Origin of the sequence: Cytobacillus sp. SAFR-174 (assembly GCF_051964675.1) — a bacterium.
In the GTDB taxonomy this organism is placed as follows: Bacteria; Bacillota; Bacilli; order Bacillales; family Cytobacillaceae; genus Cytobacillus.
Genome location: NZ_JBQCMZ010000013.1, coordinates 48,400 through 67,780, shown reverse-complemented (window position 1 = coordinate 67,780; position 19,381 = coordinate 48,400). Strand labels below are relative to the sequence as shown.

The following is a 19,381-nucleotide window of genomic DNA, read 5'->3' as shown; positions in this document are numbered from 1 at the left end:
CGAAGCGCTAGCGGAGATCTTAGCGACACTAGAACGCGACTAACAATCAGTGGGGGATAAGGAAAACCCCCACTGATTGAAGTTTCACTTTATGGGACGCTCGAGCGTCAGGATTTCATCCTCCATTGAAGCATATTGCTGTTCCACCACATGCTTTACATCAGCGATTGCTGCATTGTAGAAATGCGGGGCCAAAGACTCCTTAACAAAATCCAATACTCTTTCTGCAGCGAACTCAGATAGATCCTCATCTCTTTCCTCGGAAAAGAAAATCTGGATATCCTCAATCATCTTTTGCTGCTGCTCTTTTGTCACTTTAATAAACACAGCATGCCTTCCTTTCGGGTTGGGATACATGTTACTATACACGGAAATTTCATAAAATGGGAGGGTGGGATTTTGGCGGTTATGCCTCATCCCCGTAGACATCAAATAAAGAGCTGTAGTAATCTTTTACATAAGTGTTACTGTTTGCCTTCTTTTTCGGATAGAGGAAAATAGGTATAGATGACAGGGCAAGAACAGAGCTGCATAATAAAACCAGATAGAATATTCCTGATAGAATGAACATGAAGGATACCTCCTTTAGTAGTTAAAAAAAGCTTAATGTATGAAACGCATTTCATAGCAAGTAAAAAAGTGAAAAAAACAGGTGGGTTTATGGCAAATATTAAAGATATCGCTAAAAGGGCAGGAGTTTCGGTTACAACTGTGTCGAGGGTGCTCAATAATCATCCCTATGTGAGGGAGGACAAGCGGGAAGCGGTCCTGCAGGCGATGGAGGAATTCAATTATCAGCGGAATATCAATGCTGTTCATTTGAGTAAAGGGGAAACCCTTCTTATTGGAGTGGTTGTTCCTTTTACCAATCATCCCTATTTCGGTCTGCTGGTAGAAGGGATTGCCAATGAAGCCATGAAAAACAACTATAAATTAGTTCTTTTTCAGACGAACTACGAGGAAGCCAGGGAAATCGAGGCTCTGAAAATGCTGCAGCATAAGCAAATTGATTCTTTAATCATTTGTTCAAGAATCTGCGGCTGGGAGGTCATTAACCAGTTTACCGAGTATGGTCCCATTGTCTTTTGTGAAGATGCAAGGAATCAGGATGTGTCCTCAATCTTTATCGATCATTATATGACGTTCACTAATGCTTTAGAGTATTTACATAATAAAGGGCATAATAAAATTGGATATTGTATTGGAAGAAGGTCCGGCGCCAACAGCAGGCAGCGCGGAAAGGCCTACGCAGATTTTTTAAGCCGAATTGGGGAGTCGTATAATGAAGACTATATCTTTTATGAGTGTCTGAATTTTGAGCATGGCGAAGAAGTGGTTCAGCGGTTATTGAACATGGATAATCCTCCGACCGCGCTGCTGGTAACAAGTGACTTTGCTGCTGCCGGAATCGTCACATCCTGCAGGGAAAAAGGGATTCGCATTCCTGAGGATCTCGCGATTATGGGATTTGATAACCAGCCGATCGCCAAAATCATGCACATCACCACACTTGAAATCCCGCTGGTGGAAATGGGGAAAAAGCTGATGCTTCAAGCGATAGATAGTGAAAGCCGTACTCATGAGGAAATATCGGTGAAGCTGATTGAGCGGGAGACTGTTTAGGATGGCGGCTGGCGCCGGAGTTGGGCATGGAATCAGGAGCGGCTTCGGACAGAGAATGCAGAAATCATAGTTTTTGAGTCAGAACCTGGAGCAACTTCGGACACAGAAAGCAGAAACCAGTGATTTGAGTCAGAACCTGGAGCAACTTTGGACACAGAAAGCCGAAATCGGAGTGTTTGAGTCAGAACCCGACGCAACTTCGGACACAGGAAGCCGAAAACACAGTGTCTGAGTCGGAACCCAGCCCTGACTTCGGCCACAGAGTTAAAAAATAAGTCTTTTTTCAAACCAGGTAAACACCTAAAGGAAGCCACGACAGAATAATTACCTCCATGCCCGCCAATACTAACAAAAAAATATGGGGATGATGTTACATGGGGTTCGTACTTTTGGTTTTTCTGGCATGGCTGGTGCTAATGCTGTTTACTACTATGAATAAGAAACTTACTTTTATTGAAAATACCTTTGTTTATTTGGCAGCGATGGTCATTCATATTAATTATACGTGGATTGTTTATGAAGAGCTGAATATGGCGGATATTTCCCAGCAGATCTTAAACAATTCTGCCTTTATAATACATAGAAGCATAACGCTTCCAATTACATTAGCAATCACATTAAATTTAGTAAGGACAGGGGATTCGCTGGGTTCAAAGTTTCTTAAAGTGGCGGTTTCCGTTGCTTTCCTTGTTTCTGCTGTGATGATTGCCAGGTATTTTGGAATTGTTGATTATAAAAAATGGAATATTGGCTATGAAATCATCTATTTATTCCTCCTGCATTTAGTGGTTCAATTCTTACTGAAGTATTTTGGGCAGCTTAAAACAAGAGGGGTGAATGAAGCATGAAATTGTGGAAGGACTTCGGCGGCAATGAGATTTATCTTTTGCTCATGATTGCTGCTGCCTATCTTGTTTATTTTCTCCTTATAAGAAGGCCGGACAGACTGGCGAAGCAGATCAGAGTGCTGAGTTTACTGTGGGGCATTGCCATTGGGATCCTTTATGATTTCACCATAGGCGGGGGCAGAACCGATTTTTATAAGATTAATGATCTAAATAATTATGAAGTGACAGATATTTTATACTATATCTTATTCGCTCCATTTGGCTACTTCTTTTTTTACCTTTATGAAAAACTGAACATCAGCAAAAAAACGTTTATAATTTATGTGTTGGGGTGGGCCTTATTTGGTGTGTTTTTTCAATGGGTGTTGACGGCGGCAGATATTATTACCCTGCAAAAAGGGTATAAGCTCATTCATTCTTTCCCAATCTTTTTGCTGACTCAGACACTGACAGGTGTTTATATTCAGGTGCTCAAATCAAAGGAATCACTTAGAGCAGCTGAATAGGCCGCAATGTTTTCATGAAACTTTTTTCTGCTTCTGAACGTATGACTTACTAAATGAAGCGGAAAGGAGAATGAATATGAAAGCAGAAAAATGTCCAAAGTGCGGATCAAATGAACTGGGGAAAGGGAAGCATTCGGGTTATGGGGGCATGTTTCCTGTGGATAAGATGAGTCTCGGTTCTGATATTGAATATGTTATTTGCACCAGCTGCGGTTTTATCATTGAAGGGTATGTGAAGAAGCCGGAGAAGTTTAAAAATAGAATGTAGGAGCATCATGAAAAAATTTAAGTTAAAGAACATTTTAAAGGATTAAAAAAGGGTACGCACTTTTACTTGATTGCGGAATCTGAATTTATTGGCATTAAAGAATATGTACTGCGGACAAAAGATTTATCGTATCGGATCTCCATTAATGAGGCCGAGCTGAAGAGGAATTTTATTTTCATGCCCAAAGAGTAAAAAAGAATGCTCAGAGCATGCCGCCCGGAGCATTCTTTAAAAATTTGTCACCAAATATCCCCGCGTTCTTTCTTCAGAGTCTTCATTTTTTCAACCCATTCGTCTACTCTCTGTCTAATTTCATCACTTTCCGTTTCAGCTGTATTCCGATTTTTTTCGTGCAGCTTCATATACAAATCCTTCATTTGGCCGCTGCGTTCGTAGCCCCATTCACGGAGTTCGGATCGCTGCTCATCCGTGATCCAGCCCTTATCGCCCATAATGGTGACGGCATCCAGGATTCGGTGTGCTTCACGCCTGCCGACTGTAAATAATTGGCGGGGATAAACTTCACCAATTTTATATTCATCCATCATTTCCCAAGGGCTTGGTGCCATTGTAAAAGCCCATGCGAGGTCACCGGCAGACGGAAGCCACTCGTATTGAATGGTGTCTTTCAGATCGTCGGGACTGTCTGCTTTAAAGTACTCCCCGTTGCCGGCTTCGGCTACTGCTTTTAATTGATCCTCGGCCTTGCCGTCTACATCAAACCCAATGATATTTACAGTATTGCTGCTGTTGTTATTTACAAGGTTCTCGCTGGCCTTGACAGGGTCGCCGTCACATGTTTCGGCACCGTCGCTGACAATGTAGATCGTGGTGGAGCCGTCATAGCCGCTGCTCATTTCTGCTGCTTTTTGAATGGCGCCGGCAAGAGGCGTCCAGCCTTTGCTTTCAAATGAATCAACAGCTTCGTGAAATTCCTTCTTGGAATATTTGCTCATAGGATAGACTTCCTCAACACCAGAGCAGGAAATTTCTTTATCAGCGTCTGCTTCAGAGCCTTTATGGCCATAGACCACAAGGGATACATCACTGCTTTGGCCAATCGTCTGGGCGAAACTCTTGACGGCGCTTTTAGCAATATCCATTTTCACTTTGCCGTCTGCCTGCAGCAGCATGGATGAACTGGCATCCAGAAGAATAATGGCCTGTTCTGCTGCCTTTTTTTCTTCTTCTCCGGGTTCTGACTTGGTGGGATCCGGCAGGTAAGGTTCTTCAAAATCGGGTTTGTAGGCATTGGACTTTTCAATAATGTCTTTATAATGTGGACTCGCCAGCAGGGAAACTAGCCCTTTTTTAATAGAGTCTGTATCCTTGGCTTCCTTCGTCAGCTCTTCCAGTTTGGGCGTCATCTTCCGTAAAAGTTCAGGATCAGTTTCCGGTATAACTTCAATGGCTTCAATGTCTTTTTCGTATGTAAGGTTATCCATTAGGGTTCCAGGAGGTAAATTTAGCAGGGTTTCTTCAGAGACCTCCAAATTAATATTCTTAGACTCTGCTAAAATGCTTACCTGCTTTTCTTCTTTCTTTTGCTCTTCTTTAACAGGTGAATCAGCGGCTGTTTTCTCTTTGTCATTGCTGCACGCGGAAAGAATCAATCCGGCAGACAGCAGCCATAGACCATAACGTTTCACAGAAATTCTCCTTTTGTTTATATTTTACTAATAATAGAGTTTAACATGGATAAAGCTGGTTTTGAAGTAATTTCCATATGATAGGATTTTTTTACAGCAATTTGGTATAGTTGAAGATAGATATTTTGCAGAGGAGGCAGTCCGTTGGAAAAAGCATTTCCGATTCTTGAAACAGAAAGATTAATGTTAAGAGAAGCAACTGAAGAAGATGCAAAAGATATGTTTGTGTACCTGTCAGATCAGCTGGTTGTAAAGCATATGGGAATCTCAGCCTGTGAAACACCTGAGGAGGTGCTTGGAGAAATAGAATGGTATAAATCCATTTATACAAATGGCACAGGAATCCGCTGGGGCATCACCCTGAAGGATTCAGGGAAGGTCATTGGGAGCTGCGGTTTCCTGAATAGGAATCCGAAACATTACCGAAGTGAAGTCGGCTATGAATTAAGCAGGGAGCATTGGGGAAAAGGTATAGCGAATGAAGCACTTGAAAGGGTATTAAAATTCGGATTTGAACATCTTGGGCTTGAAAGGATCGAAGCCTTGATCGAGCCAAAAAATCTATCATCCCAGAAGCTGGTTGAAAGGCAGGGCTTCACGAGAGAAGGACTGCTTAGGCATTATGAATATACGAACGGGAAATTTGATGATTTATATATGTACTCCATTTTAAAAGGGGATTTATAAATCGATACATACCAGGAGGATATTTTCATGAACTATAATGACCGTACCTTTGTTTCTGTGCAAAATACAGAGAATGGTGAAGTTTCTTCAAAGACCTTCTTTCATTATAAACAGGAAGGGAATATAATATCAGCTGCTTATGGCGGGGGAGAAATCATTCAGGGAACGCTGATTGGAATTGTCAATGAAGATGGATGTTTAGAATTCAGATATAACCATGTGAATAACAAAAATCAGCTGCGCGGCGGAAAATGTCTCTCCACCCCTGAAATTTTGGCTGACGGCCGCATCAGGCTGCATGAAAAATGGCAGTGGCAGGATGATGAAGGAACTGAAGGACAGTCGATTATCGAGGAAGTAAAAGAATAAAGCAGGCGGCATGCCAGCCGGAGGGAATTATCCCTCCGCATGCAGCTTCAGGTTCTGTCGGCTTCTTTTTGTTTTTTCTTTGGTTAAGGTAAAGAAGAAAACAAAGCCGATGAATGATGTAATAAACAAGATGGCACCCATTGGAACTGCAGTGGTTTCATCAATGCTCACCAAAGGGGAAACGGCTGAACCCAGCACTAAAGGAAGCATTCCAATAACGGCGCTTGCACTGCCGGCACGATGCCCCTGGTTTTTCATGGCCAATGTAAACGAGCTCGTGATGATCATCCCCATTGAAGTCATATAGATAAAAATCGGGATGACTAGCATGAATAGCGGCCCTTTAATGATCGTCATGATTAAAAGGACCGAAGTGGCACTGACCGCAATACAGACCGCTGTCCGGAGCAGGTTTCTTTCCGGAATGACACCTGCCAGGCGGCCAATCAGGAAACTCCCCGTAATGATGGCCAATCCATTAATGCCAAACAGGATGCTGAACACCTGAGGCGATACACCATAAATCCCCTGATAGACAAAGGGTGTCCCCGACACATAAGCAAAGCTTCCGCCATGTATGAATCCAACGATAAGGGCATAGCCGATGAAGGAACGGTCCCTGAAAAGGCCCCCCATGCTTTTAACGGAATTCCCAATGGAGCTTGGGACCCTTTTTTCTCGAGGAAGGGTTTCTTTTAATCGGAAATAGATCACAATGGTAATAAATAATCCCAAAAAGCTTAGAAAATAAAAGATGGATTCCCAGCTTGCGAAAGGAATCAGAAGCAGGGCACCGCCTGTCATTGGCGCGATCATCGGAGCCGTTGCATTAATGACCATAAGCAAAGCAAAAAATTTCGTCAGCTCTTTTCCGCTGAACACATCACGGACAACCGCCCGGGACAGGACGATTCCAGCAGAGGCGGTTAATCCCTGCAGAAAGCGGGCTGCAATAAAGGCCGCAATATTGGGTGAAATGGCGCATAAAAGGGAAGATACGGCAAAAAGAGAGATGCCGATTAGAAGCGGTTTTCTTCTTCCATGTGAATCGCTGAGCGGTCCAACAATAACCTGTCCAGCTGCAAGTCCGATCAAACACGCTGTTAAACTCATCTGTACAAGTGAAGCTCGGGTACTGAAATCATCAGCGATATCCGGGAAGCCCGGCAAATACATATCAATATTGAAGGGCCCCAATATTCCTAGCATACTGAGGAGAAAAGCCAGCGCAAGCCTCTCTTTTCCAGTCGGATTGTGAATCATGTTAAACACCTTTCTTTCTATGAAGCTGCTAATCTTTTACATAAATATGGCTAGTATACGCGAGGCAAATGTGGATGTCCAGCGGGGAATGCTGTAAATAAAAAAATCCATGGCCATCTAGCCACAGATTCTTTCATTAGCAATTGCAGATCATCAATACATTGCCATCCGGGTCCTGAAAGTTGAAATAAGCAAAATCTCCAATACGTTCAATTTCCCTCACAATCGAGATTCCCTGATTTTTAACAAAATCGTACGCCTCGTCAATATCCCGGGCAAAGAAATTAAATAAAACGTGACCGGAAGGAGTCCATTTGAAGGATGGATCAAAGGTGTGGTCATCCAGTGTAAGACCAGTTTCAGAGTTCACTGGAATGTTGTATACCGGAGATTCCACATCATCCATATTAAAAGGCAGTCCAAGCAGGCTGCTATACCATTCAGCCGATTTTTTTAGGTCCTTGACATGAATAAACACATTGTTCACTTTGCCTGCGATCGGGGAAGCAATTGAATTCATACTCTCACCGCTTTCATTGTTATTATTTTACATATTCTCTATATGAGGCACAATCCCTTTATTTAATATTTTAGAAATGCGGCAACAGGAACTTCTTTAAATACACAAATCCCGATTAATAGGAAAAAGTTAAAATATATGTCGTATTATACCCCCATAATATTCAGATTCTTATTCGTATTCTATGAATATAATCAATCATTAGTCATGAGGAGAATATTATGAAATCACCAGCTAAGGGAGCCCTAGTCATGGTAATAGCGGGGGCTTTAACGTTTTCTGCTGCCAATGGCATTTTGAAAGCAACTGAACTTTTTTCAGCGGAAAATTCATCTGTTTTAACAGGTATTCAAAAGAAATCTGAAGCATACATACAACATGACAAAAAAGCTGAATCAAAAACAGTGGCTGAAAAAAATACTGTGAAACAAAAAACGGAGGAAAATACTCCTGCTTCTGCAGAATCCCCCAAAAAGGGAGATAGCAATAAGGCAATTGCTGCTGTGCAAACGGATACCGAATTATCGAGCCGGAAACCTGCAGCAAAACCAGTGGTAAAAACGGAATCTGTACCAGCCAAAAAGCCTTCAGCTCCTGAGCCTGCTTCTGCGCCTACAGGAAATAAGACAACAAGTGAACCCGCAAAACCTGTAACCAGCCCAAAAGATTCCCAAGCACCAGCATCTGGCATGGGAGGGAATAGTACAGCAAGTCCTGCTGAAAAAGTTCTCAACCATGGACAGCAGGTTTCCCAGACCGCTAAAGAAAAAGCTGAGAGCAGACGAGCGGAAAAAGGAAATGAAAACAAAGAAAGCAATGGGAAGAACTTATAGACTTCCTGGATCATTAAAAATTAAAGGCCTCTCCCGCGATTGGGAAAGGCCTTTTAGTTTACAGCGGATGATCTTGTGTCACACTGCCTTTACGTTTTAGTTTATTCCAGCCGACAGTTACACCTTTTATGGCAGAGAAAATCGATTTTACCACCACATAGGTCATCAGCTGTTTATATAAAATTCGCTGTAAGAACAATGAGGCCAGTGGTTTAGGACTTTCTTTTTCCAGCCTGAACGCATATAAGGAGGTAAAGAAATCCATCAAGTAAAATAGAACAAACCCAATGGCTGCTTTTTCAGGCTTGGTGCTGAAAAAGGCTAAGATAAACAAAAGATCTGCAATGGGAGAAATCGTTTGATAAACATATTGAAAGAGCCACATGTTTGGAAGGGCTACATATCCTAATGATTGATGTTTTCTGTTAAATAATGCCTCCCTGTGTTTCCAAAGGCATTGAAGAGTCCCATATACCCACCGGTAGCGCTGCTTTGCCAGGCTTTTAATATCTTCCGGCACTTCAGTATAAGCATAGGCCTTTTCTTCGAATTCAATTTTCTTTCCATTGCGCAATAGGGCAAGCGTGATATCCGTATCCTCTGCAAGTGTATCCTCGCTAAAGTATCCGGCTTCTTCAACCTCAGACTTTTTCCATGCACCGATTGCACCTGGTACTACAGTAATACAGTTGAGAGCGGCGAAGGCTCTTCTTTCCAGATTAAAGCCTGTCACATATTCAATATGCTGCCAGTTCGTCAGGAGATTCCCTTTATTGCCGACCTTCACATTACCTGACACAGCAGCCACTTGATCGTCCTTGAAATGGCTGACAAGCAGAGAAATAGCATTTTCAGCGATAAGCGTATCGGCATCTAAAGCTACCACAATTTCCCCCTTAGCTTCCTTGAAACCAAGGTTTACAGCTGAAGATTTTCCGCCATTGGCTTTTTTAATTAATCTGACGCGCGGGTTGTCTGCAAAAGCATCTTCAACAGCACGGGCCGTCTGATCCTTTGAGCCATCATCAATAACCAGTATTTCAAAAGCAGAATAGTCACTGGTTAAAATGGAATCTACAGTTTTGCAGATGACCTTTTCCTCATTATAAGCAGCAATGACCACACTGACATATGGAGTAAATCCAGGGTCAATCTTTGTCTCTTTATACCGCTTAACCTGCTTCCTGGACAGGAAAACAAGAAAAACAAGACGCAAAATTCCTAAAAGGATGGCTGAATAAAACAAAAAGCTGATGCCGTTATTCCAGTTTTTAAGGATTTTAAAAACGGCACTATCATATACAGAATAAGGGTTTTCCTGATCAGCAAAAGGCATGATCTCACTGTCCCTTTTCCCAATTAAGCCGGCAGTAGTTGAAAATGTATAGCCGCGGCCTTTAAGTGTTTCAATAATAATCGGAAGGGCCTCAACAGTTTTGGAGCGGTCACCCCCGGCATCATGAAGCAAAATGACATTCCCTTCTGACAGCTGATCCAATGTTTGATTTACGAGATGATCAACTGTGGCTTCCTGCCAATCTCCAGAATCAATGGATTGGCCGACCATGGTATAGCCAAGCTTCTGAGCTTCCATTATAGGAAGCTGCTCATTCCTTGTGGCCAGTTCCGTATCTGCAATGTATGGAGGCCGAAAAAGAGTCATAGAACGGCCGGTTATGCCTTGAATTAAGCGTTGTGTTGCATTCAATTCCATCCTCAAACGGGAAGGTGTGATGGATGTAATATCTGGATGTGTAAAGGTATGGTTTCCAAGCTCATGCCCCTCATCATAAATTCTTTTAACAAGCTGAGGATGCATCAGCGCATTTTCCCCTACGACAAAAAAAGTGCCTTTCACCTGATACCTGTTCAATATGTCCAGTATTTCCGGCGTGTAGGCAGGATCAGGACCGTCATCAAACGTGAGAACGACTTCTTTTTTACTTGATTTTCCATGGCGGATTACTTCAAAAGGCTTTGGATATTGGACATAGGATTCCTTTTTGATCATTCCATTGGAATCCATTTCGATTGTCCTTCTTCCTTTTTCTGTTTCTGAAGCGATTTTCAATACCTCTCCGCTGCCAGTATGAATGGCTGAAAAATGACTATCAAAGGTACTAAGCACCTGAGATGGTTTTTTGCCTTCATTCCCCTTGTTAAGGAAATTCCAGATCGAAGGATCCTCGGAACCGAGCCGCCATATGGCAATCCCGGTAGAACCACTATTTAGCGCAAGGTTCATCTGGTTATAAAAAGTAGCAGCATCCAAAAACCAGACAGTATGATTTTTTCCATCCAGTTTATATCGTAAGTAGGGGTTTCCAGCTTCCATACTCCAATTGATATGGAGGTTCGCTTCCCTGCCCATCTTCATGATATCCCCAAACGTCATTTCTGCTGCTGGTTCACTTGAATTTTCTTCCCAGTTGTAGCCGTATGTCCCCAGTCCTGCAACCAATTTTTCGGAGGGAATATCAGTTTGATTCAGTTTCTCCTTTACCCAATCTGTTTGAGCGACGGGGCCTGGTGTGCTCATGGCATAGTGCTGGTCATAGAGCATCACAATGACGCGGTCAGCGTAGTTAGTCAAAGAAGCATAATCATAGCTTTCATCGTTCGGCGGAACATCCAATGTCACCAGTAAATCTACCTTATGAAAGGCTTTGTACACCTTACTCATGAATTGTGTAAAATGATCCCTGTCAGAAGATTTAATGGCTTCGAAATCAATATTAATCCCATCGAAGTTATTTGCTTTCACATAAAAAATCATTTCTTCAATAAAGCGATCTTCTGCCCCTGGAACAGTGAATAACCTATGCAGAACATCTGAATCCCATTTGCCGTCTATAAAATTATTTACTAATGGCAAAACCTTGATTTGATGTTCTTTAGCTTCTTTTACAATGGATGTGTCAATGGTGGACTTGACCTTTAGATCTGGTGTAACCTGCATCCATTCAGGTATCAAAGTAGTTATAGACTCTTTGTTTTTCTTGAAAGATATTTTACTATTTTCATCCCAATTGACATAGAATCCATACACTTCTTGATCTTGATTTTCTTGAATTTTGGCATCAGAGTTTGTTTCCTGAGCCCGAGATGCCGAATCCTTTTCATGGAAGGGCTTGTCAATCGGCTCTATCTGTGTGCTTGAAGGGTGCTGCTCCAGATTTAATGCAGGAACCCTGGGAGCCGTATTTAGGCTCTCAATAAAAAATGCTGATATCACTGCAATTAATAGAATGAAGCCTGCAGTCATTCGTTTGATTAGAGACCAGCGCCGTTTAGCCGGATCAAGAAATATAGATTCCTGTTTTCCATCATTTGTTTTCAGCCCCAGATTATAAAACCAGTGGAAGAAAAAATAGCAGACAAGTCCTACAATCCCTCCTAAAATACCAGAAACAACTGAATCGGATGATAATAATCCGCTTTTAAGATTTGAAATCAGCCGGAAATCGTCTAATGGGCCAAAATCCATGTAAGGCAGCTTATGTATGTATGGGATAAAAACAGTAATCAGAGAGCCCAGGAACAGGGCCACAATATTAAGGCGCAGCAGCAGTGAACAAGCAAACAACAATGGAATTCTGTAACTATCCAAAGGTAAAAATGCCAGAAAGAAGCCCAGAGTACTTGCAATCGCTCCTGCAGTACCAGTGACAGGGGCAAACAGAGATCTGACAATCCACCTAAAAAAACGATCCACATTTATTCCTCCCAAGATGTAATGTTAATTATGTAAAAGGGTACGGCTGTACTCCTAAACCTCCATTATTTCTACAAAAAATGACCATCAACAAAAATTTAGGCTTTCACTCTTTGATTTTGGGGGTAGGTTAAAATTTTGCACTGATTTTTTTATGGTAAAACTGGTTAATCATAAAAGAAGCATATTGTAAAGCTGTCCGGCAGTATGATGAAGTAATAGCTATTTGTCAGTTCGCCGGAAGGAGAATCGGAATGGCCTATTATCGGGATCCGCAGTTATCAACAGAGGAAATGCTTACCATCATCCGAAACGGACTCGGCATTTCTCAGGTTCAGAAGAAAATTATTATTGTCGGAGCCGGTATGTCCGGGCTGGTGGCTGCTTCGCTGCTGAAGGAAGCCGGTCATGATGTAACGGTATTAGAAGCAACACAACGGGTTGGCGGCAGGATTTTCACGATGAGAGAGCCGTTCATGGACGATTTATACCTGGATGTGGGCGCCATGCGAATTCCTCATATTCATCCATTAGTTCTTGAATATATTAAAAAATTCCGTTTAAAAGTAAATGAATTTAAGAACACAACACCCCAGGACCTGATCTTTGCCAATGGAATAAAAACGAATCGAACCGCCTATCAGAAGAATCCGGATATGCTGGGTTACCCGGTTGCTCCGCATGAAAAAGGAAAGACCGCGGAAGAGCTGCTCGCGATGGCAATAAAGCCAGTTGCAGATTTTATTAGGCAAAACCCTGCTCAAAATTGGAATATAGTAGTTAGAGAGTTTGACAGATATCCAATGAGTTTCTTTCTGAGGTACAACCCGGTGGGCCCCAGTCTGTCTCCCGGAGCCCTTGAAAGCATTAAAGTTCTGCTGGGTCTGGAAGGGTTTCCGGAGCTGAGCTTTCCGGCCATTCTGCGGGAGCTGCTTCCTTTATTCAGTCCGGACATTCATTTTTATGAAATAGAGGGAGGCAATGACAAGCTTCCAAATGCTTTTTTGCCTCAGTTAAAAGAAAATCTTTATTTTGGCTATCAGATGACAAAAATAGAACAGGATCAACAGCAGGTTACCATTCATGCCAGACATACCTTAAGCCAAAGGCCTTTGGCAGTAATGGGTGACCTGGCCATTATCACGATTCCTTTTTCTTTGCTCTCCTTCGTTGAAGTCGTTCCCCGGCATTCATTTTCGCATAATAAATGGAAAGCCATTCGGGAACTTCATTATGTTTCATCAACAAAAATCGGGCTTCAGTTCAAGCATCGATTCTGGGAACGGGAAGGACTGCATGGAGGGAAGCTCATGACAGATCTGCCCATTCGCTTTGCTGCCTATCCGAGCCATCTGATCGGATCTTCAGGTTCCGGAGTTATTATGGCAAGCTATACCTGGGAAGATGATACGTTATCCTGGGATAACCTTAAGGAAGGGGACCGGATCCGGAATGCCCTTGACAATTTGGCTGTTGTTCATGGCAATCAGGTCTACGAGCATTTCTTAACAGGAGCTTCCCATAGCTGGTCCCAGTACCCTTTTTCGGGCGGAGCCTTCTCCATGTTCAAGCCGAGCCAGGAGACAGAGCTGTACCCGTCTATTCCTGTTCCAGAGGGGAGAGTTCATTTCGCCGGGGAACATACTTCCACAGCCCCGGGCTGGATAGAGGGAGCGATTCAATCAGGCATCAGGGCTGCAAGTGAAGTGACCGATTTGCCAAGAGGCTATTATAAGTGGTCTTAAAGGCTAAATTGCGACAGAGATGTCTGTTTTTGACGTTAAAATGTGCCATTGGATAGGCACTTTTTAACGATTTTCCAACAAATTGTACAAGACAGGTGTAAACGCTTTCAATTATAATTGAAGTATCAGATAGGAAAGGGGGATGCGTTCAGGTGGAACTTTTAATGGAGCAATGTGAACATGGCCAGCAGGAAGGACCTTGTGAAGAGTGTGCCCCCAATATAGAAGGGGAAGAGACTTTCGATACCTCTGATTATGACTATCATAAGAGACTGTGGTTTTAAAGAAAGACGCTTGGGAATAATTTTCCCAAGCGCTTTTTTCATAGTTTCTTTCTCCTCATCCATTGCGTTGCAGCCCATTTGTCGCCAATGACAACAGGTGCTCCGCCATGAAGGGTAAGATCGTTCAAGTTTTGGTCATTATAAAAATATTCAAAGTACACGGCCATGCCTTTTTGTGGAGATACGGAGAGGTTAAGCTTTGGAAAATACGTTTCCCCGCCCTGTTCCACATCATTCAGGTACATCACAAGCGTGCTGATCCTCGGATTGCTTGCTGCTTTGCTGGCCGAAGAGAAGAAGTCAAAGTGTGCTTTATATTCCTGGCCTATTTTATAATTAAGAATCTGCAGCCCTTCACCATGATCTACTGGAATGTTCATGATTTGGGATACTCTTTTCTCGATTCTGGCAACGAGTTCATTTTCCCCTTCTTCGAAAAACGTGCTGCTGCTGGTTCTGAGTTCATCCACTTCAAGGGAGTTGGCAACTTTTGAACGCTGCATGCGATCTTTTGACTGTTGAATCAGCTGGTCACATTCTTCATCGCTCAAAACATTTCCCAGTACCACAATTAATGGTTCTGCGAATTTAGCGATTATTTGAATTTCCCGATCTTCTGTAATAATTTTATTTCCAGCATGATCAAAAATCGTTTGTTCTTTTATAGATGCATCCATTGCCATGTACATCAACCTCATTTATTTAGTTTTCTGAAAATTCAATATATTTTTGCGCTGCTTGACGTATTTCTATTTCTGTTTTTTAACCAGTTTTTCAGCTGGCTGAATTTATTTTACACTCTGATATGAAGGAATTCTATCTTTTTTTTCTGGGAAACTATTAAAAATTTAAAAGAAGCAACCGCATTTTATGGATTTAACGGAATATATTTCAATACATAAGCCAGACTGAACAAAAGGAGATGGACGGTGTATCGAAACAGAGTTCCATACTATTTAGGCCAGAGTCGAAATGGCACTTTTTCCGCATTTAAAAATGGACTGATTATCATACTCGGGGCAACACTTGTGGCTGTATCCCTGCAATTATTCCTTGTGAAAAATTATGTCATTGATGGCGGCATTGTCGGATTGAGCATCCTCCTTTCACATGTTTTTCATGTAGATGTGGGTGCCTTGATCCTGCTGTTGAATCTCCCGTTTTTAGCGGCAGGCTTTTTCTTTTTAGGAGGAAGATTTTTGGTGTTAAGCCTGTTTGCCAGTTCCGTGCTGGCAGGGGAGACATACATATTGGCTCCATTTGAGGAAGTGACTAACCATCCCTTGCTGATCATTATCCTGGGAGGACTTTTGCTCGGAACGGGAGTAGGGCTCATTATCCGTTTCGGGGCCTGTCTGGACGGTACAGAGGTTTTGGCCATTATTTTCAGCGAGCGCCTGCCGTTCACCATCGGGCAATGCATTTTGATCATGAATACTCTACTTTTTGGAAGTTCGGTTTTTTTATTCGGACTGACCGAAGCGGCATACTCCCTTGCTACATTTTTGGTTGCTTATAAAACCATAGATACCATTTTAATGAAGACTTAAACATTTTCGGATAATTTGGTGGGCCAGGTGCATCCTAAGCTTTAAAAAGCTGAAGGAGATAGTAACGTGAATCCATACGAAATAACCGGCTTGATTGTGGATGATGAATTCGATGGGGAAGAATATGTGACGGCAGAATTTCTTCATGAACACAATACCTATAGCATCACATTTAAAAAAGCAGATCTTGAGGTGATCAACGCCTGGGTATTTACTGATGGCTCGTCGCTTCCAGCAAATTTGTCTGAAGAGATAGTCGGGTTCATTAGAGGTGATGTGAAAAATAGAATAGGACTAAAATAGGGGCAGGAAAGTGAACCTCTATTTTTTTTGCATATTATTAGTCATCTCTCAAACAATACTTGTAAATACAATGTATTTGCAGGGAGGGTATTCTATGAGTTATAGCGAGTATTGGGAACGGATATATTTACAAAGTGAAAAGATGAATTCACTCATCTCTTCCTACTGGAGAGAATATTCAGGTTTTGGAGCCTGGCAGTATTGGGTGGTTTTCGCACTTATGGTGCTGCCTCTCGTTATTGTATACCTATCAGTTGACCGGACGAGAATATTTGAAATTTTCTTTTTTGGATATACCGTACATATACTTTGGACATACGCCGACAGCTTTTTGGAGCGATATAGTTATTTTGTTCACACCCATTTTTTATTACCCATGTTTCCCTATGCACTGAATATGACAGCATCAGCTTTACCGGTCGGTTTCCTGCTGATCTACCAATTCTGCACCAACCACAGCAAAAGCTTTCTGCTTTACACGATTTTAGGTTCTGCGATATTCGCCTTCGGATTTGCCACTATTGAAGAGTGGGCAGGTATGGCGCATTTTAACAAGGGAATGAATCAATTCTATATCTTTCTGATCGATATCGCGATTGCTTATGCAGCCTATTTTTTAACGATGTTTGTTAAAAGGATGAATGAGAATATTAAAAGGTGACCAGGCGTGTAGCTGCTTGTTTGCACAAGGCCCGGGGTTGGGACACAGAATGCTTGGGGAGCACGGGGTGAGTCGGAAGATGGGGTGGGTTCGGACATAGAATGCGTGGAAAGCTTGTGTTGTGTCAGAAGAAGGGCTAGGTTCTGACACAAAATGCGTGAAAAGCTCAGATTGAGTCGGAAGATGGGATGGGTTCGGACTCAGGAAGCTCGGAAAGCTCAAAATGAGTCGGAAGATGGGATGGGTTCGGACTCAGATTGCGGGAAGAGCTCAGGTTGAGTCGGAAGAAGGGCTAGGTTCTGACACAAAATGCATAAAAAGCTCAAATTGAGTTTGAAGCTGAGCCAGGTTAGGACACATGATGCGAGAAAAGCCCAGTTAGAGTCCGAAGATGGACAGGGGAATTACATAATTAACGAGAATACAAAGGCAAATCAAAAAAAATCGTCGCCACAGAGCGCCCGTGACGACGATATCTTCAAGTCGAGTCCGAAGAGAAGCCTGGTTTACCCCAAAAAGGCTAAATGTGTTCCTGCATAATAACCAGCAGCCGTTCTGCTGTTACCGGTCGCCGGTTATATTCAAGCAATGGTTGACGCAGTCTTTTTATGGTCTTTGTCCTGCAGAACAAATTGATCACGCCCCGCTCCAATTCCGGAAATCGTAAAGATGGCAGTAATGACCAAAAGCAAGACCAGCGGAACGGTCCATGACTGGAACAGGTCATATAGTGATCCGATGAGAATCGGTCCAGCCGCGGCGAGAAGGTAGCCGACGGATTGTGCCATTCCTGAAAGACTGGCAGCCTGTTGCGCATTTTCAGCACGAAGGCCGATCAGTGTTAAGGAATGGCTGATGGCAGCGCCCAGTCCGATCCCGATTAGAACGATACTGATGTTAGTGATGATGCTATTAACATTCAAAAGCAGACCAGTAATGCCGGCAAAAGTGAAAGTGCCGATGCCTAAAGCGATCGCTTTTTGGTTGGGGAGCCGGTCAGCAAGGATAGGAATAAGAATATTTACAGGGAGTCCTGAGAACTGGAGAACCGTTACCATCCATCCAGCGGAGGCTATATCCCGTCCCTGGCTGTGAAGAATCTCCGGAAGCCAGGTTGTGGTGCTGAAATAGACCATTGATTGCAATCCCATAAATAGTGTGACCTGCCAGGCGATGGGTGAGGTCCACATGGAAGACTTTGGTGCAGAAACCGCAGATACTTCCGTTTTTTTCTTTCCCATTCTGAGCTGAGGAAGCCAGACAATGATGGCAATTAAGATCAGGATGACCCATGCTCCAAGTGAAAGCCTCCAGCCCAACCCGAGTCCCTCAGCAAGCGGGACACTGAACCCTGGCGCAAGTCCCGCAAAAATCCCCATTGAAAATGTATAAATTCCTGTCAGCAGGCCAACCTTTTGCGGAAATTTTTCCTTGACCATTCCCGGAAGAAGAACATTGCAAAGACCTACCCCTAATCCAATTAAAATAGTTCCTATGTACAGCGGAGTAAGCATTCCTGCAGAACGGGCCGCAATGCCGGACCCTAAAATCGTTAACCCCAAAAGAATGCTCCATTCACCGCCAAGCTTTTGGGCGATCCTCGGCACAAAAGGGGAGAGCAGTGCGAAGGCAACGAGCGGCAGAGTGGTCAGAAGACCTGCTGCACCATTGGAAATTCCTGTCTCATCCCGTATAGACCCAATCAATGGCCCGACTGATGTAATCGCTGGGCGTAAATTAAAAGCCACAAAAATAATGCCGGCCATTAGTATAAGGTTTTTTGAATCCATTTTTGCTATAGTTCTCAACTTAAGACACTCCCTAAAGGTATTTCGAACATCCTTCGTTTTACGAAAAGGCAATATTCAGAATAGTATAATTGCTTTCGGATGAAAAGTACATAGCTTTTGGGGGAATTGGTAAAAATTTTACAGGGTGTTGGGGTGAATTTAAAGAAGGTAAGTGGATATACCCTCTTACCTCTCATCCGGAGACTCTACTACTTGGAGAATCTTTGTCAGCCAATTCATATAAAATTCATTTAAGCCCTTATAATGTTCCTGTATCAGATTGGGGATGACCGCCTGGTAGTCATGCTTTACTTTGCTCTCTGCTTTCAAGTCGGAAATCCAGTTTTTTATATGCTCAGCTGCTTCGGGGACTTGGGCTGATTGAACAAACAATAGGGCAGGATAAAGGGATCGCGGTTCTGGCATCCGCTTTTTAAAGACCTCTATGATTTCTTCCGATAGCTGCTTCTTTCCATCTTCAGTTATTTGGTAGACGGTACGGTTTGGACGGTTATTCACCTGCTCCTGCTTTTCCGCCTGGATCCACTTATGCTTTTCGAGCTTGCGGATGGCATGATACAAATTACCGTCCGTAACGGGGAATAGGTGATCCCATTTGTGTTCTAAAATGACTTTTTTCATTTCATATGGATGATATTCTTTCTCTTTTAAAAGACCGAGAATGACAATTTGGATAGACACGATTGGTAACTCCTTTTTAGACAATACCTTTGCTCTAATACAGGATATCATACCCTAATGTCATT

The 19,381-nt window shown here is 42.7% G+C and carries 20 protein-coding genes; 11 read left to right on the top strand and 9 right to left on the bottom strand.

Going from position 1 to position 19,381, the window contains the following annotated elements; translation table 11 throughout:
• Window positions 1–84 precede the first annotated feature (84 nt).
• Together ACTHRG_RS14440 and ACTHRG_RS14435 are read right to left on the bottom strand one after the other, a co-directional pair.
• Window positions 85–327, bottom strand: a complete 243-nt coding sequence (locus ACTHRG_RS14440; protein ID WP_076259566.1) for a DUF2164 domain-containing protein — start codon at window positions 325–327, stop codon at window positions 85–87.
• Between the two features lie 79 nt (window positions 328–406).
• Window positions 407–571, bottom strand: a complete 165-nt coding sequence (locus ACTHRG_RS14435) for a hypothetical protein (protein ID WP_175609117.1) — start codon at window positions 569–571, stop codon at window positions 407–409.
• An 89-nt stretch (window positions 572–660) separates the two neighbouring features.
• Between ACTHRG_RS14435 and ACTHRG_RS14430 the strand changes: the two genes are divergently transcribed.
• The 4 genes from ACTHRG_RS14430 to ACTHRG_RS14415 all read left to right on the top strand — a co-directional run bounded on the left by ACTHRG_RS14430 (window position 661) and on the right by ACTHRG_RS14415 (window position 3,245).
• Window positions 661–1,623 (top strand): LacI family DNA-binding transcriptional regulator, encoded by a 963-nt coding sequence (locus ACTHRG_RS14430; RefSeq protein ID WP_076259568.1) that lies wholly within the window; start codon window positions 661–663, stop codon window positions 1,621–1,623.
• A gap of 374 nt (window positions 1,624–1,997) precedes the next feature.
• Window positions 1,998–2,471: a hypothetical protein gene (locus ACTHRG_RS14425; RefSeq protein WP_076259570.1), complete on the top strand. Its 474-nt coding sequence runs from the start codon at window positions 1,998–2,000 to the stop codon at window positions 2,469–2,471.
• Window positions 2,468–2,977 carry a hypothetical protein gene (locus tag ACTHRG_RS14420; RefSeq protein ID WP_076259572.1) on the top strand — a complete coding sequence of 170 codons (510 nt, stop codon included), beginning with the start codon at window positions 2,468–2,470 and terminating at the stop codon, window positions 2,975–2,977. Before ACTHRG_RS14425 ends, ACTHRG_RS14420 begins: the two co-directional genes overlap by 4 nt.
• 76 nt (window positions 2,978–3,053) lie before the next feature.
• Window positions 3,054–3,245, top strand: coding sequence for a transcription initiation factor TFIIIB (locus ACTHRG_RS14415; RefSeq protein ID WP_394578959.1), 192 nt, complete (start codon window positions 3,054–3,056; stop codon window positions 3,243–3,245).
• Between the two features lie 239 nt (window positions 3,246–3,484).
• Here the strand turns inward: ACTHRG_RS14415 and ACTHRG_RS14410 are convergent, their stop codons facing one another.
• The gene (locus ACTHRG_RS14410; protein WP_076259576.1) at window positions 3,485–4,894 is read right to left on the bottom strand and encodes a vWA domain-containing protein; all 1,410 of its coding nucleotides are present in this window, start codon (window positions 4,892–4,894) and stop codon (window positions 3,485–3,487) included.
• 144 nt (window positions 4,895–5,038) lie between these two features.
• Here ACTHRG_RS14410 and ACTHRG_RS14405 point away from each other — a divergent pair, with 144 nt between their 5' ends.
• Window positions 5,039–5,581, top strand: a complete 543-nt coding sequence (locus tag ACTHRG_RS14405) for a GNAT family N-acetyltransferase (RefSeq protein WP_440231427.1) — start codon at window positions 5,039–5,041, stop codon at window positions 5,579–5,581.
• 27 nt (window positions 5,582–5,608) lie between these two features.
• A complete protein-coding gene (locus ACTHRG_RS14400; RefSeq protein WP_440231426.1) occupies window positions 5,609–5,950 on the top strand; it encodes a n-acetylglutamate synthase in 342 nt (113 codons plus the stop codon).
• A gap of 27 nt (window positions 5,951–5,977) precedes the next feature.
• On the opposite strand, the gene ACTHRG_RS14395 is transcribed toward ACTHRG_RS14400, so the two are convergent.
• Together ACTHRG_RS14395 and ACTHRG_RS14390 are read right to left on the bottom strand one after the other, a co-directional pair.
• Window positions 5,978–7,213, bottom strand: a complete 1,236-nt coding sequence (locus ACTHRG_RS14395; RefSeq protein WP_440231425.1) for a Bcr/CflA family efflux MFS transporter — start codon at window positions 7,211–7,213, stop codon at window positions 5,978–5,980.
• Window positions 7,214–7,349: 136 nt separating this feature from the next.
• On the bottom strand, window positions 7,350–7,733 hold the full coding sequence (locus ACTHRG_RS14390) for a VOC family protein (RefSeq protein WP_440231423.1): 384 nt from the start codon (window positions 7,731–7,733) through the stop codon (window positions 7,350–7,352).
• 221 nt (window positions 7,734–7,954) lie between these two features.
• On the opposite strand from ACTHRG_RS14390, the gene ACTHRG_RS14385 reads away from it, so the two are divergent.
• Window positions 7,955–8,566 (top strand): hypothetical protein, encoded by a 612-nt coding sequence (locus tag ACTHRG_RS14385; protein ID WP_076259586.1) that lies wholly within the window; start codon window positions 7,955–7,957, stop codon window positions 8,564–8,566.
• A 58-nt stretch (window positions 8,567–8,624) separates the two neighbouring features.
• Here the strand turns inward: ACTHRG_RS14385 and ACTHRG_RS14380 are convergent, their stop codons facing one another.
• Entirely contained in the window at window positions 8,625–12,281 is a 3,657-nt protein-coding gene (locus ACTHRG_RS14380; RefSeq protein WP_083675369.1) for a polysaccharide deacetylase family protein, read from the bottom strand.
• Between the two features lie 254 nt (window positions 12,282–12,535).
• On the opposite strand from ACTHRG_RS14380, the gene ACTHRG_RS14375 reads away from it, so the two are divergent.
• Window positions 12,536–14,026 carry a flavin monoamine oxidase family protein gene (locus ACTHRG_RS14375; RefSeq protein WP_076259588.1) on the top strand — a complete coding sequence of 497 codons (1,491 nt, stop codon included), beginning with the start codon at window positions 12,536–12,538 and terminating at the stop codon, window positions 14,024–14,026.
• A gap of 322 nt (window positions 14,027–14,348) precedes the next feature.
• Here ACTHRG_RS14375 and ACTHRG_RS14370 read toward each other — a convergent pair whose 3' ends face one another.
• Window positions 14,349–14,993 (bottom strand): 2OG-Fe(II) oxygenase, encoded by a 645-nt coding sequence (locus tag ACTHRG_RS14370; protein WP_076259590.1) that lies wholly within the window; start codon window positions 14,991–14,993, stop codon window positions 14,349–14,351.
• Window positions 14,994–15,239: 246 nt separating this feature from the next.
• Between ACTHRG_RS14370 and ACTHRG_RS14365 the strand changes: the two genes are divergently transcribed.
• The 3 genes from ACTHRG_RS14365 (at window position 15,240) to ACTHRG_RS14355 (ending at window position 16,824) form a co-directional block, all read left to right on the top strand.
• Window positions 15,240–15,860 (top strand): YitT family protein, encoded by a 621-nt coding sequence (locus ACTHRG_RS14365; protein WP_076259592.1) that lies wholly within the window; start codon window positions 15,240–15,242, stop codon window positions 15,858–15,860.
• Between the two features lie 66 nt (window positions 15,861–15,926).
• Window positions 15,927–16,163 (top strand): hypothetical protein, encoded by a 237-nt coding sequence (locus ACTHRG_RS14360; RefSeq protein WP_076259594.1) that lies wholly within the window; start codon window positions 15,927–15,929, stop codon window positions 16,161–16,163.
• 94 nt (window positions 16,164–16,257) lie between these two features.
• On the top strand, window positions 16,258–16,824 hold the full coding sequence (locus ACTHRG_RS14355; RefSeq protein ID WP_076259596.1) for a hypothetical protein: 567 nt from the start codon (window positions 16,258–16,260) through the stop codon (window positions 16,822–16,824).
• Window positions 16,825–17,405: 581 nt separating this feature from the next.
• Here ACTHRG_RS14355 and ACTHRG_RS14350 read toward each other — a convergent pair.
• Window positions 17,406–18,614, bottom strand: a complete 1,209-nt coding sequence (locus tag ACTHRG_RS14350; RefSeq protein ID WP_076259791.1) for a CynX/NimT family MFS transporter — start codon at window positions 18,612–18,614, stop codon at window positions 17,406–17,408.
• A 186-nt stretch (window positions 18,615–18,800) separates the two neighbouring features.
• Window positions 18,801–19,316 (bottom strand): PadR family transcriptional regulator, encoded by a 516-nt coding sequence (locus ACTHRG_RS14345; RefSeq protein ID WP_076259600.1) that lies wholly within the window; start codon window positions 19,314–19,316, stop codon window positions 18,801–18,803.
• Between the last annotated feature and the right edge of the window lie 65 nt (window positions 19,317–19,381).

What these genes read in the sequence shown, in the direction of transcription:
- ACTHRG_RS14435 (WP_175609117.1), bottom strand. Translation starts at nt 571, where the DNA reads ATGTTCATTCTATCAGGAATATTCTATCTGGTTTTATTATGCAGCTCT.
- ACTHRG_RS14430 (WP_076259568.1), top strand. Translation starts at nt 661, where the DNA reads ATGGCAAATATTAAAGATATCGCTAAAAGGGCAGGAGTTTCGGTTACA.
- ACTHRG_RS14425 (WP_076259570.1), top strand. Translation starts at nt 1,998, where the DNA reads ATGGGGTTCGTACTTTTGGTTTTTCTGGCATGGCTGGTGCTAATGCTG.
- ACTHRG_RS14420 (WP_076259572.1), top strand. Translation starts at nt 2,468, where the DNA reads ATGAAATTGTGGAAGGACTTCGGCGGCAATGAGATTTATCTTTTGCTC.
- ACTHRG_RS14415 (WP_394578959.1), top strand. Translation starts at nt 3,054, where the DNA reads ATGAAAGCAGAAAAATGTCCAAAGTGCGGATCAAATGAACTGGGGAAA.
- ACTHRG_RS14400 (WP_440231426.1), top strand. Translation starts at nt 5,609, where the DNA reads ATGAACTATAATGACCGTACCTTTGTTTCTGTGCAAAATACAGAGAAT.
- ACTHRG_RS14395 (WP_440231425.1), bottom strand. Translation starts at nt 7,213, where the DNA reads ATGATTCACAATCCGACTGGAAAAGAGAGGCTTGCGCTGGCTTTTCTC.
- ACTHRG_RS14390 (WP_440231423.1), bottom strand. Translation starts at nt 7,733, where the DNA reads ATGAATTCAATTGCTTCCCCGATCGCAGGCAAAGTGAACAATGTGTTT.
- ACTHRG_RS14385 (WP_076259586.1), top strand. Translation starts at nt 7,955, where the DNA reads ATGAAATCACCAGCTAAGGGAGCCCTAGTCATGGTAATAGCGGGGGCT.
- ACTHRG_RS14375 (WP_076259588.1), top strand. Translation starts at nt 12,536, where the DNA reads ATGGCCTATTATCGGGATCCGCAGTTATCAACAGAGGAAATGCTTACC.
- ACTHRG_RS14370 (WP_076259590.1), bottom strand. Translation starts at nt 14,993, where the DNA reads ATGGCAATGGATGCATCTATAAAAGAACAAACGATTTTTGATCATGCT.
- ACTHRG_RS14355 (WP_076259596.1), top strand. Translation starts at nt 16,258, where the DNA reads ATGAGTTATAGCGAGTATTGGGAACGGATATATTTACAAAGTGAAAAG.
- ACTHRG_RS14350 (WP_076259791.1), bottom strand. Translation starts at nt 18,614, where the DNA reads ATGGATTCAAAAAACCTTATACTAATGGCCGGCATTATTTTTGTGGCT.